The 12,903-nt window shown below is 58.7% G+C and carries 9 protein-coding genes and 2 tRNA genes; 6 read left to right on the top strand and 5 right to left on the bottom strand.

The genetic code is table 11. The features are described from left to right. Positions 1 to 8 precede the first annotated feature (8 nt). Positions 9 to 1,034: an ATPase domain-containing protein gene (locus ACP_RS07265; protein WP_015896646.1), complete on the bottom strand. Its 1,026-nt coding sequence runs from the start codon at positions 1,032 to 1,034 to the stop codon at positions 9 to 11. 137 nt (positions 1,035 to 1,171) lie between these two features. Here ACP_RS07265 and ACP_RS07260 point away from each other — a divergent pair, with 137 nt between their 5' ends. Then, positions 1,172 to 1,807 (top strand): SOS response-associated peptidase, encoded by a 636-nt coding sequence (locus ACP_RS07260; protein WP_015896645.1) that lies wholly within the window; start codon positions 1,172 to 1,174, stop codon positions 1,805 to 1,807. 267 nt (positions 1,808 to 2,074) lie between these two features. On the opposite strand, the gene ACP_RS07255 is transcribed toward ACP_RS07260, so the two are convergent. Beyond that, a tRNA-Leu gene (locus ACP_RS07255) sits at positions 2,075 to 2,162 on the bottom strand. A 130-nt stretch (positions 2,163 to 2,292) separates the two neighbouring features. Beyond that, positions 2,293 to 3,003 carry a queuosine precursor transporter gene (locus ACP_RS07250; RefSeq protein ID WP_015896644.1) on the bottom strand — a complete coding sequence of 237 codons (711 nt, stop codon included), beginning with the start codon at positions 3,001 to 3,003 and terminating at the stop codon, positions 2,293 to 2,295. Between the two features lie 178 nt (positions 3,004 to 3,181). On the opposite strand from ACP_RS07250, the gene ACP_RS07245 reads away from it, so the two are divergent. Further along, positions 3,182 to 3,257, top strand: a tRNA-Glu gene (locus ACP_RS07245). A 135-nt stretch (positions 3,258 to 3,392) separates the two neighbouring features. After that, the gene (locus ACP_RS07240; RefSeq protein WP_202944497.1) at positions 3,393 to 3,872 is read left to right on the top strand and encodes a rubrerythrin family protein; all 480 of its coding nucleotides are present in this window, start codon (positions 3,393 to 3,395) and stop codon (positions 3,870 to 3,872) included. Positions 3,873 to 3,944: 72 nt separating this feature from the next. On the opposite strand, the gene ACP_RS07235 is transcribed toward ACP_RS07240, so the two are convergent. Both ACP_RS07235 and ACP_RS07230 read right to left on the bottom strand, forming a co-directional pair. Further along, positions 3,945 to 4,994, bottom strand: a complete 1,050-nt coding sequence (locus tag ACP_RS07235) for an AI-2E family transporter (protein ID WP_052294728.1) — start codon at positions 4,992 to 4,994, stop codon at positions 3,945 to 3,947. 30 nt (positions 4,995 to 5,024) lie between these two features. Further along, a complete protein-coding gene (locus tag ACP_RS07230) occupies positions 5,025 to 7,871 on the bottom strand; it encodes a cation-translocating P-type ATPase (RefSeq protein ID WP_015896641.1) in 2,847 nt (948 codons plus the stop codon). Between the two features lie 303 nt (positions 7,872 to 8,174). On the opposite strand from ACP_RS07230, the gene ACP_RS07225 reads away from it, so the two are divergent. Genes ACP_RS07225 through ACP_RS07215 form a run of 3 tightly spaced genes read left to right on the top strand, consistent with a single transcriptional unit; the run spans position 8,175 to position 12,883 of the window. Continuing rightward, on the top strand, positions 8,175 to 10,112 hold the full coding sequence (locus ACP_RS07225; RefSeq protein WP_015896640.1) for a CRTAC1 family protein: 1,938 nt from the start codon (positions 8,175 to 8,177) through the stop codon (positions 10,110 to 10,112). A 48-nt stretch (positions 10,113 to 10,160) separates the two neighbouring features. Beyond that, entirely contained in the window at positions 10,161 to 12,407 is a 2,247-nt protein-coding gene (locus tag ACP_RS07220; RefSeq protein ID WP_238525675.1) for a tetratricopeptide repeat protein, read from the top strand. Continuing rightward, positions 12,404 to 12,883 carry a hypothetical protein gene (locus ACP_RS07215; RefSeq protein WP_015896638.1) on the top strand — a complete coding sequence of 160 codons (480 nt, stop codon included), beginning with the start codon at positions 12,404 to 12,406 and terminating at the stop codon, positions 12,881 to 12,883. The genes ACP_RS07220 and ACP_RS07215 overlap by 4 nt, the downstream gene beginning before the upstream one ends. The last annotated feature ends 20 nt before the right edge of the window (positions 12,884 to 12,903 follow it).

Genomic DNA, 12,903 nt, shown 5'->3' with positions numbered 1-12,903 from the left:
CCCAATCCTCATCGCGGACCAACCCATGCCGCGCCATTCGTCCAGGTGGCGGTGGTGGCGCGTTGCGGTTGTTTGAGCAGTGGCACGACGGCCGAGTCATCTTTTGTGAAGCGCCGGCGAAGGAGCTCCGCGCAAGGGCGCATCCCGATGAAGACTGTGGCTTCCTGCTGCTCAAACCGTGGGGGATGCATGCGCAGCAATAGCTCCGCGCTGCTTTTTGCGCAGGATGTTTGCGTCAGCAGTACGAGGCTGGCCTGCGTGCGCTCGGCAGCGGCGCGATAACGAAACCACGTGGCCAGAGGAATACGTGTGACGAATTCGGGCGCGTAGCCGCCAAGGTCCAGCACTACCGCGCGAAATCCGCCGGTTTGCAAAATCAAGTCCATTGCGCGCAGCGCCTGCTCGATGCGCGGCCATGGCCGCGACTTGCTTGTCGCAGCAGCGTTACTTCTGCGCGACGGGATGGAGGTTCCTCTGATCTCTTCCTTCTCTCGCGGCATACGCTTCTGTGGCTCCGCGCATCGCGGTGAGAACAGGTTGCCGACCGCCTCATGCATCCCTTTGACCTCGCTGCGGGGATGCATCCCAAAGCTGCCTGTTGGCAAGCCCTTGGGGGCCACTACGGGTTCCGGCTGGAGATACTTTGCCGGCAACTCGAAGCGATAATCAGTGCTGCCCCTGGGCGCAATCGTTTGCACTCCGCAACGCACCCAGAGCAGACGGTTCAGATCCACCCCGACGGAGGCTGCGGAAACAGGGTCCATCGCATCGCCCGCATCGACCCAGGCGCAGAAGTGGCTCTGTGTCATTCGTGCCAGGAAGGACAAGGCAATGGCTGTTCTGCCGGAGCACTCCGGCCCGCTGATTTCGCTGATCGCGCCGACCGGCAATCCACCGTGTAGCAACTTATCGAGCGCTTCGATCCCTGTCGCCGCGCTGGGATGCACCATGCGGGGCTGCGGCGATAGTGCAGCAGGAATTTTCTCTGCAAGGGCAGACTCAATCTGGCGGCGTAGAAGGGCGGCGGTGGGCATGGCTATGTCTTCGCCTAATATTCGCCCTTTGCCTTACCCCCTTGTCAACGGAGCCCTGCACTGCCTTTTGTGCATCTGCCTGCCAAGCCCCTCAAAACAGGCCTGATATTTTCCTTTGATCCGATACACTTCACACCATGTGTGGACGCTATCGCCGCCGCTCGGACAAGCAGCGCATTGCCGAGGCATTTGATCTCGGCATGGGGCTGGAAGAGGTCTTTTTCGAGCCGGAAGATGACATCGCGCCTGGCTCCGTGCAGCCTGTGGTTCTGCAGGGGCAGGACGGTATGCGAACTCTTGAAATGATGCGCTGGGGATTCAAACTCCAGGACCGCCTGCTCTTCAACGCGCGCTCGGAAGGCATCGACCACTCAAAGTTCTGGAAGGAGTCGTTCCTCGAACGCCGCTGTCTGGTTCCGGCCGACAGCTTCTTTGAATGGAAGAAGGTCGCCCGCAGCAAGAAGCCAAAGTATGAGTTTGCAATCGAGAACCGGCACCCCTTCGGCATGGCCGGTCTCTGGGCGCCGTGGAAAAATCCAAAGACCGGGCGATGGGAATCCACGTTTGCCATTCTTACCGGCGAAGCAGGCCCCGCAATGCAGCCGGTGCATGACCGAGAACCGCTGATTGTTGCTCCCAGAGATTACGGCAAGTATCTGGCTCCGGACCCCAGACCGCCACTCCATCTGCTGCGCCAGGATCAGGATGAACCACTTGTGAGCCAACTGGTGACTGCGTCGAGAAATGGTGAAAAGCAGATTTGGCTCTTTTAGAGCGGTTATTTTCCCAGCCCTGAAGAGGCAAGGAATCGCAGCATACGAGCCACTAGTAAATTGACCCTGCGGGGGTACAGTCTGCTTCGACGAGTTATTTTGCCCGGCTGATTTTCCCTTGTGACCTATCCCGTTGATTTGTGCTGATTTGCAGGCGGTTTGATGCCGAGAGTGGAAGCTTGGGTACACTTTGGGTACAGTTTGGGTACACTTTTCGCGCAAAAGCGCTGCCCTTGCTCTAAATAATAGATTCAAATGGGTTTAGTGTGGTGCCGGGAGGGGGGGTCGAACCCCCACGGCCGCAAGGGCCGGCGGATTTTGAGTCCGCTGCGTCTGCCAGTTCCGCCATCCCGGCTGGGTGGGAGCGCCTGCTCTCATGGGCAAGCGTGGCTTAGCGTAGTCTCGCATAGCGGCTGCGTGGCCGCAAGCTCACTGTTTAACGTCTGTGGCGCCGCGCTCTCTTGGGTGTTGCGTGCGCGGGCGTCTCAGGCGCTCTCTTCTTCCATAAGGGGCGCTCCGGCTTCACGGCGGCGCAGGGCAAAGGGGCTGAAGTCTGTACCGGTGTCGAGGGCATCAACCTGCTCCACGCGCTTGAGCCAGCTCACCACCAGATAGGTGAGCGGCGTGGCCAGCACCTCGTAGACCACCTTCACGACATAAGAAGACACGATCAGGCGGGCCACGGTGGGCCAGGGGGTGGTGAATCCAAAGGCCACCAGCACCACCATGGCCGTATCGACGGCCTGGCCGGTGATGGTGGAGCCTATGGTGCGCGTCCAGAGCCAGCGGCCGCGGGTGAGCAGCTTGAGTTTGGCCAGCGTGTAAGAGTTGGTGAACTCGCCCGCCCAGTAAGCGATGAGGCTGGCTGCGGCGAAGCGGGGGACAAAGCCGAAGACGATGGCAAACGCATGCTGCTGGTGCCAGCCCGGCGCCGGAGGCAGCGCCACCGCGACCCAACCCATGAGCGACAGCAACGCCATGCCGAGAAAGCCGCTCCAGATGGCGCGGCGCGCCGCCGCGTAGCCGTAGACCTCGGTGAAGATGTCACCAAATATATAGGTGACGGGGAAGAGCAGCTCTGCGCCGCTGACATTTAACGGGCCGACGCGGCAGATTTTTGGGCCGACCAGATTAGAGATGAGCAGCACGACGACAAAGCCGATGGTGAGCTCGTCAAGGTAGCGAAAGCGGCGCATGGAATTGCAGCATACAGCACTTTGAGATTTTGGGTGGCTTTGTGGATGCGATCGACCGGCGCGCGGAACGGTTGCAAGAATATGGAAAGCCAGCGCCCGCGCTTTGACATGGCCGCAGGCGGTTGATAGATTGAGAGTGCTGCCTTTCGCGCGGATTCCACTCTGGAAATCCTCATGCGTCCCCGTCGTCCAGTGGCCTAGGACACCGCCCTTTCACGGCGGTAACACGGGTTCGAATCCCGTCGGGGACGCCAAAAATCTTCTGACAAGTTCGTCATTGAGCATGTGACACCGGCGCAACGGTGATTGCGGTCACATTTGGCCTGCATGTATTGCGCTCATGCTTTCTGGTAACTGCACGGTGCCATGAATGCACCGCTGGAGGAGCCATGAATCTGAAAAAGCTTAGTGCTGTTATCGCTCTTACCGCTGCCTCTTTTGCGTTGGGGCAGATGGCGGCCAGCAGCCACGAACATCTGCATGCCGCCACGCTGAAGAATCTTTCCACTGCGATGCACGGCGAGGCCTATGCGCACGCCAAGTATCTGCTGTATGCCGAGGCCGCACGCAAGAGCGGCCATGCCGAGCTTGCGGATGTATTTACGCGTGCCGCCAAAACCGAGAGGACCGAGCATTTTGCCGAAGAAGCGGCTCTGGCCGGCTTGGCGGGATCAAATGCAGAGAATCTGCGGGATGCGATCGCGGGAGAGAGCTATGAGGCGAAGACGATGTATCCGTCATTTGCAGAGGAGGCAGCGAAGGCTGGAGATGCAAAGGCGGCTAAGTTGTTTCGTGAGATCGCGGCCGACGAAGCGCATCATCGCGATGCATTTCAGGCTGAGTTGAAGAAGATCGATTCTCACCGTTAGCTGAGGGCTGATGGCGACTCACTGGGAACACGCAGCCTTTGCCTGGTCAGAGCGCCTCGAAAGTGGCGATGGTCACTGCTGTGGTTGCACGGGAATAGCTTCTACGCCCGCCTGACTGCGCTCGTGCCAGATGCGCAGCAATGCCATGGCGACGGAGAATAATACGGGCCCGAGCACGAGTCCAGCGATGCCGAACATCCATATCCCTCCGAGCAGAGCAAGAAGAATGATGGCCGGATGCTGACGCAGTTGCGCGCCCACCAGCAGTGGGTAAAGAAGATTGTCGAGGGTGCTGATTATCAAGGCGCCAATGACAATCAGCAGAATTGCCGGGATCAGCCGGCCGGCCAGCCCAAGGTAGACGGCAACGGGAAGCCACACCACATAAGCGCCAAAAGAAGGAACCATGGCAGCGACGGCCGTGAGCATTCCAAGCGGAGCCGCGCCTGTCACGCGTAGGATCGCGAAGACGATTCCAGCTACTATCCCCTGGATGGCTGCGACGGCGAGATGGCCTAGAAATGTCGCGCGTATCGTGCCTTCCATGCTTGTGACAAGCATGAGCGCTTCCTTTTGCTGCATGGGGAGTACGGAGTAGAGAGCGCGAACCGCAGCCCTGCTGTCGCGATAAAGAAAGAACAACAGGAACAGCATGACGACGATCTGAGTGAGGGCCGCGATGGAATTGCTCAGGAGATTGATGGCGTGAGCAGATAGAAAAGTTCCGGCCCGCTCTGCGGCATTGTTCCAGGTCAGAAAGCGGGAACCATGCTGCAGCAGGGCGGCTAGTTGCGGATGATGGTTGAGGGCCTGTCGAATCGCGGCTTCGACGGCGCCATTGCTCAAAGCGGCTCCAATTGCCACGGCATACTGGCCAAGAATGCGTGCCAGTAAAGCTCCGGGCAGGATGATTCCGATTGCCACGATGAATAGCGCTATGCTTGCGGCCGCGGTGGCGTTGGCCAGCCTTTTGCGCAGCCATCGGAGGAGCGGTTGAGTGGCAACCGCTAAGACAAGGGCCCCCACGATAGCTGCGAGAAACACGCGCAATACGAGAACACAGAGGACAAGGACGGTTAGCGTGAGAAGAAACAGGGCGATGTTCTTCCATGGCGTCACCATGATCGGACACATTCCAGTGCAAGGCGCCCGCTAGTGCGATGCTGTTTCGCCGAGTTGCACTGGATCCTTCCTTGCGAATCGAATCCGCCGCAGCCATTTCACTGCTTCCATGCCCCAGACCACCGTGCTGGCCGTCACTGCGCACTCTATCCAGTGACTGAGCGAAAGAGGGACCACTCCGAAGATGCGGCCTGCCGCGGGCCACTGGAGCAGAAGGACCTGCAGTATCAGCATGGCGCCAGTTGCGGCCCAGAGCCAGCGGTTGCGAAAGAGCCCGGCAAGTATGCTCTGCGTGCTGGAGCGCGCTTCAAATGCGTTGAACAACTGGAAGAGAATCAGTGTTGTGAACGCCATGGTTCTGCGCAATTCCAGGTTTCCTGCAACTGCGTAGAAGAGACCAAGAGTACCTGCGGCAATGATGAGGGCGACGATGCCAATGTCGGCCAGCATGGCGCGATCGATGATTCTGGTTTTAGAGGGAATTCTGGCTCGGACAGGAGGTGGGCAGATATTGATTCCCTGTAAGTGGGGAATTTCCAAGCCGAGTGCGAGAGCCGGGGCTCCATCAGTGATCAGGTTAATCCACAAGATCTGCAGGGCCAGCAATGGGAGAACAAGCTCGTCCTGGCCGCGATTTGCAAAGGATGAGAACGAGACCGCGGCAAAGAGGGTGAGGACCTCGCCGGCGTTACACGCCAGAATGTAGCGCAGAAACCGGCGAATGTTTTTGAAGATACTTTTGCCTTCAGTGATGGCGGCGACAATAGTTGCAAAGTTGTCGTCGGCAAGAATCATATCCGCGGCCTCTTTGGCTACTCCGGTTCCGGTGATTCCCATTGCAATGCCGATGTCCGCAGCCTTGAGCGCGGGAGCGTCGTTTACTCCGTCGCCGGTCATGGCGACGATATCTCCGTTTTGCCGCAGAGCCTTTACGAGCCGCAGCTTGTGCTCAGGATCGACGCGAGCAAAGACCGATGTGTGGACGGCTACCTGCCCCAATTCCTCATCGCTCATGCTGCTTAACTGACTGCCTGTAATGACTCGCTCATCCTTGGATATATCCAATGCGCGGGCAACTGCGAGAGCGGTGGCGGCGTGGTCGCCTGTGAGCATGATGGTTCTGACGCCCGCGGCGCGGGCGATGGCGACGGCCTCGCGCACCCCGGGCCGGGGCGGGTCGCTGATGCCGAGGATGCCAGCGAAGATCAGGTCGCGTTCCCACTGCTCAGCATTGTCTGAGCCTTCAGAGGGCAATGCGGGGAGTGGCCTTATGGCGACTCCGAGCGTGCGCAGCGCATCCGCTGCCATGTTGTTCTGCATGGTTCTCCACGTCTGCTTTCTCTCCGGGGTCAGGGGACGCCAATGCCCATCGACGGCCTCTTGCGTAGCCCGGTCAAGCAGCAGATCGGCGGCACCCTTGATCAGAAGCACGGAAGGCGCGCCGAAGACTTCCCGCGCATGATTGAGGCAATGATGGAGGGTGCTCATGCGCTTGCGTTCTGAGGTGAAGGGGAACTCCATAATGCGCGGACAGGCTGCGATCAGATCTTTCACGTACTGCCCGGCTTCGCATGCGGCGAGCAGAAGCGCGGCTTCTGTGGGATCGCCCTCGGCGATAGGGCCTGTGCTGGTTTCGCGCAGTCTGGCATTGTTGGTGAGCGCAGCCGCGGCCAGCGCCAGCGTCAGTTCGCACTGTGCCGAGGGCGTGGAGGGACCTTTGAACGAATGCGTTGATGACACGGAGGGTCCCGCATGGGAGGAGACAAGTGCGGAGAGACCGGAGGCCGTGGCTGCGCAGGTGACGCGCATAGTGTTCGAGGTCATGGTGCCTGTCTTGTCGCAAGCGATCACGGTGGCCTCTCCCAGGGTCTCGACGGCTTTCAGATGGCGTACGATGGCTCCGCGCCTGGCCATGCGGCGTACTCCCAGCGCGAGGACAACCGTAATGACGGCTGCCAGTCCCTCAGGAATAGCTGCCACGGCGAGCGCGATGCCGAAGAGCAAGGCACGCAGGATGATGGTGCTGCTGAGAGTGTGTTGCAGCGACAGCAGGGTTATGACGACCACGGCGGCAATGATCAGGACGGCTGCGCCAAGTTTTTTGCCGAGCGCGTTCAACTCTTGCTGCAGAGGGGTGAGTTGGTCAGGAGTGGCGCTTAGCATGGCGCCGATGCGTCCCAACTCGGTGGCCGCTCCGGTTGCGGTGACGATGGCGCGAGCATGACCAGAGGCGGCGACGGTTCCTGCAAAGATCATGTTGCTGCGATCTGCTATGCCGGTTGCTCGCGGCAGGGTGACGATACTCTTCCGGATGGGCTGGCTCTCGCCGGTGAGCGCGGCCTCCTGCGTCTGGAGGGCTGTCACATCGATGAGTCTTCCGTCGGCGGCAATCTTGTCGCCCTCCTGAATGAGCAGGAGATCTCCGGGTACAATCCGCCGCACATCGATGCGCATGAGCTTGCCGTCGCGGAGAACGGAGGCCTCATGAGGAGTCATTTGTTGCAGAGCCATGCTGGCACGGCCGGCGCGCTCTTCCTGCAGGAAGCCAAAGAGCACATTGAGGACAACGATGGCGAGGATTGCGATTGCTTCGAGCGGGAGCGCTGACTCCCGGCCGATGCTCCAGACCAGCAAGGAAATGGCCGCGGCTGCCAGAAGGAGGTAGACCTGTACGTCTGCCAATTGGCGGAGGAGACGGAACCAGATAGCAGGCGGCTCGGGGTGCGGCAACGCATTGGGACCATATTGCAGGAGACGGCGATCTGCCTCGTCAGCGCGGAGGCCGCGCTGCATATCTGTGGCGTAATCGCAGCGGACTTCATCCGGACTGGCCTGGTGCGGCGGCTTATGGCTTTGAGTGTGAACCCCGGGCTGCATTGGAGCCTCCGGTGGCCAGAGACAGCCGCAGTATGGCGTGGACGGAAGAGGCACATCCGTGACGTTCATCACACCGGGAGCCAGCGGCGATGACATGGCCGGGTGGAAGCCTGTCTCCACCGTAAGTATGTCCACCGAAGGGTTGAGGGCAGTTCATGGTGATTCCCAATAGAATTGGCCACGCGCTGGTTGGCGTATCTCTAAATCACGCCTGAGAAAATACGTTTCTGGTTACGTGTGTTCCGGATAAATGCGTTGTCAGAGCCGCCAGCAGCAGAGGAAATATCCGAGGCCATGGAGATGATGGGAAGCAATGCTTTGCGGAATCTGCCGCGATATCTGAAGAAGTCTGCTGCCGGCCTCGCCGTGGCACTGGCCGTGTTGGTCAGCGGGTCCAGCGGCGCACAGGCGATGCAGTCGTACCAGAAGCAGACGCCCGCGGCGGCGCAGGGTGGCTCGGCTACCGGCGGAGTGTTTGCGCCTGTTCTTGATGCGGAGAAGCGGCCCATCACGGCGGGAGGATTTGTGAAGAGCGGCCCTGTCATCTTCAAGGACGTGTCTAAACAGGCCGGGTTGACGGTGTGGCATCACGTGATGGGAACGCCGCAGAAGAAGTTCATTATTGAGACGATTGGCTCGGGAGTATGCCTGCTCGATTACAACCACGATGGCTGGATTGATATTTATCTGGTGAATGGGTCCACTTATGACGCGCTTACAGGGAAAACCACTCCTCCACATGCGGCGCTCTTCAGGAATAACCACGACGGGACCTTCACGAATGTGGCGAACATCGCGGGGGTGACCAATGACCGCTGGGGATTTGGATGCGCGGTGGGCGATTACAACAACGATGGCTGGCCGGACCTCTATGTCTCCAATTATGGAAAGAACCGCCTGTATCGGAATAACAGGAACGGGACGTTTACTGACGTAGCAGAAAAGGCCGGGGTGGCGCTCGGCAACTGGTCCACGGGGGCGAGCTTTGGCGACTACGACGGCGATGGGCGGCTCGATCTCTTTGTGCCGGGTTACATTCATTGGGACAATCGCAACTTTCTTTCAAAGACAGGGCTTTCGGACAATACGTTCTGCCGCTTCCGCGGGGTTCGGGTGATGTGCGGGCCGCGCGGACTGCCCGGTGAACCGGACCACTTGTTTCATAACAACGGAGATGGAACGTTTACCGATGTGAGCGTGAAGGCTGGTGTTAGCGATCCTACGCATAACTATGGATTCTCATCGACGTTTGCTGATGTCAACAATGATGGCAAGGTCGATCTACTGGTCTCCGATGATTCCACTCCGAATTATCTGTACATCAACAAAGGCAATGGGACGTTTGAGGATGACAGCTTTCTCTCGGGCTTTGCCCTGAATCAGGACGCTCGCGAGACGGCTTCGATGGGGCTTGCCGTGGGCGACTACCGGAACAACGGACGCCTGGATATTTATACGACCACGTTCTCAGATGACTACAACACGTTATTTCGTAACGAGGGGCAGGATAACTACGACGAGATTACGGGGCAGGCAGGAATTCTGCAGGTGACCTATCCTTTTCTGGACTGGGGCACGGAGTTCATCGACTTTGACAACGACGGGTGGAAGGACCTGATGACGGTCGGAGGCCATGTGTATCCTCAAGCGGACAAGAATGACTGGGGGACAACGTGGGCGCAGAGGCCGCTGCTGTTTCGCAATACGGATCATGGCAAGAAGTTTGTTGTGATGCCGGCGGTGATCGGCACGGGCCTTGCGGATGTGATTCCGGCACGCGGCGCGGCGTTTGGGGATCTCTTCAACGATGGCAAGATTGATGTCGTCATTAACTGCATTGACCACACGCCGGTGCTGCTGCGCAATGTGGATCCTGACCATAATCACTGGATTGAGTTTCAGCTTATTGGAGGACCCAGGAGTCCCCGCGACGCAATTGGCGCGAAGGTCTATGTAACCGCCAACGGGATGCGGCAGCGGGACGATGTGATGAGCGGAGGGAGTTTTGAGTCGAATAACTCACTCCGGCTTCACTTTGGCCTGGGACAGGCCACAGAGATTGCAGATGTTGAGATTGACTGGCCGGACGGGACTGTTGAGCACATCAAGCCGCCCAGTGTGGATCGCATCTTCATGGTGGAAGAGGGCAAAGGAATTATTCCGAGCGTCTATGACAAGATCGCGGAAGAAATGGCCGCCCGCAGAAATTCCCGCTCTCCTCTTCATAAGGTCGCTCCGTAAGCACGAAGTTTGTGTGTGGAAACTACTACACTTACAAGGCGGAAGTCAGTGAATCGTGAGATGGTGGTCAGCCGCAGTTTTTTGAGGGCAGCTTTGCTGGCCGCCCTGTGCATTCTGTTCGGCACGGTGGCTTATAGCCAGGAGACAACGCTGAAGAGCGGGGCGCGCACGGCGTATACGAAGAAGATCCAGGCGACTTATAACTATCGATTTGGAGTGAATCATCCGTTTGCCCCGGGGAATCCGGTGCTCGCGGGGGGAGGGTTCATTCAGCCAGGAGCATTTCCTACTGCTCAGTACTGCGCGCATTGCCATCAGGCTGCTTATCACCAGTGGCGGCAGTCCTTGCACTCCAATTCGTTTCGAGACCCCTTTTACCGGACGAGCGTCAACATCCTGATTCGTACTAAAGGCATTGAATACGCGCGGCATTGTGACAGTTGCCATAATCCGATTGCGGTACTTTCAGGGGCGTTGACGGAGGATTCGCAAGTGGACCGGAGCTTTGATGGGGATGGCGTTACATGCATGGTTTGTCACTCCATTCAGAGTGTGAACTCTACGAAGGGTAACGGTAGCTATGTGATGGGCATTCCTGCGGTGATGACGGATGCCAAGGGTAATCGGATTCCAGGAGAGGTTCCGTATCAGGAGATCCTCGACCATACCGACCGCCATGTGCGTGCGGTGATGCAGGGTCTTTATTTGACTCCGCAGTTCTGTTCTGCCTGCCATAAGGCAAATCTGCCTGCGCCGCTGAATCGCTTCAAATTTATCAACGCATTTTCAACGTATGACGACTGGCAGCAGTCGAAGTTTTCCCGCCAGAGCCCGCTGAATTTTTATCATACTCAACGTGTTACCACTTGCCAGGACTGCCACATGCCCCGGGTGCCGATCAAGCGGCCCGATTACGGGGCCAAGAACGGAATGCTTGCGTCCCATCGCTGGCTGGCGGGCAACACGGCCGTGCCCTTTTATTACGGGTATCGTGAGCAACTGGACAAGACGATCGAGTTTCTCAAGTCAGGGCAGTATCTGAATGTGGATATCTTCGGCATCAAGAAGCTGCATCAGCCCGGCCTGATCGGCCCGCTGGGGTCGGTGCCGTTTCATCTTGAAGCGGGCGATGTGCTGGATGCCTACGTAGTGATTCAGAGCAAGAATATCGGGCACTCATTTATTCCTGAGATTCGCGATCTTTATCAGGCCTGGGTAGAGTTCACTGTTCGCGATGCGAAAGGGCACACTCTTTGCCGCAGTGGATACCTGAGGCCTGATGGGACGCTCGATCCGTGGGCACACAGCTTTACCAATCGTCCTGTGGATGACGACGGCAAGCGGGTCAACAATCATGAGGTGTGGCGAATCCATTCGGTCGCCTTTGATAACACGATTCAGGCGGGGCGCTCCGCGCTGATCCGGTACCGGTTTCAGATACCCGTAAATGTAAAGGGGCCGATCACGGTGACGGCCAGGGTGAATTACCGCCACTTCCGCGAGGTCTATATCAACCATGTGCTGGGCCAGCAGCATCCGGCATACCCGGTGGTTACGCTGGCCTCTTGCACGCGCACGCTGGTGTTGGGCGAGAATCATCCGGTGACGTCCAGGCCAGGCGAGAATCCGGACTGGATGCGCTGGAACAATCTCGGCATTGCCTACTTGAGCGAACTGCAATATGCCGCGGCGGTGAAGGCATTTGATCACGTTGTGCAACTGAGGCCGGATTACGCGGATGCTTACACGAATATTGCCGTGGTGGAGATTCCCTGGGAGAAATACGGCTCGGCGATGGACAGCATTCGGAGGGCTCTCATGCTGAGTCCGCACGATGCCCGGGCTCACTATTATGCGGCGCTGCTGGAGCGGAGAGCGGGGCATCCGCAGCAAGAAGTAGCTGATCTGTTGGAGGCTGAGAAGCAGTATCCGCAATCGAGAGACGTGCGGCGCGAGTTGGGCGTGGCCTATTACCGGCTGGGCGAGGACAAGCTTGCCATCGAGCAGTTTGAGGCGCTCGAAAAGATTGACCCGGATGACCTCGCAGCTCACTATAACCTCGCAATTCTCTACCACCGCGCCGGCATGGCGACGCAGGCTCGGGCAGAGCAGGCGCTGTTTGTAACGGAAAAGGTCAACTCCACGGCGCGGTCTCTGTCGTTTATGTATCTGCAGAGTCACCCGGAGGAGTCGCTCGAGAGTATTCCCTGGCATCTGCATAATCTGCTTCCAGGAAATGAGGGCGAGACTGCGAGCGGGCGGGAGCATACGCCGATGACGAAAGAGGCTCAGTGAAGAGCACAGCCACTTTACTTCTTCTGCTACTGAGTGCCGGCGGTGTGACCAGTGCGGCCGCGCAGTGCCCCTGGATCAACAAGGCCACCGCCGGAGGGCTGCTGGGGGTGCATGGTGACCTGCATGCGATCGCAAGCACGGTGACCGCGAACTCTTGTTCCTTTGAGGCGGATGGAAGCCGGCGCATGGAGCGGCTGCTGATTCATGTGAGTGCATCGCAGCAAAGCTCTCAGCTCGTGCGCCTGTATGAGAAAGACTGTACCAGCGCGCCGGTGTGGCTCAGCGGCATTGGCAATGAGGCTTTTGCCTGCGGTGTCAGATCTCGCGCTCCCCATGCGGAACGCGTGGCGGGACAGGTGCGCGACCGGGCTTTTGAGATCGAGTTAGTTCGCCGCGTCGCGGGCGTGAATGCAGAGAAGAAGCTGCAGGCGCTGGCTGCATCCGCCGCCGGGCAAGTTGTAGGAAATCTTTATTGAACGATACGGCTGCCGCAGAC

Origin of the sequence: Acidobacterium capsulatum ATCC 51196, from assembly GCF_000022565.1 — a bacterium.
GTDB lineage: Bacteria > Acidobacteriota > Terriglobia > Terriglobales > Acidobacteriaceae > Acidobacterium > Acidobacterium capsulatum.
This window is presented reverse-complemented; position numbering and strand designations above follow the sequence as displayed.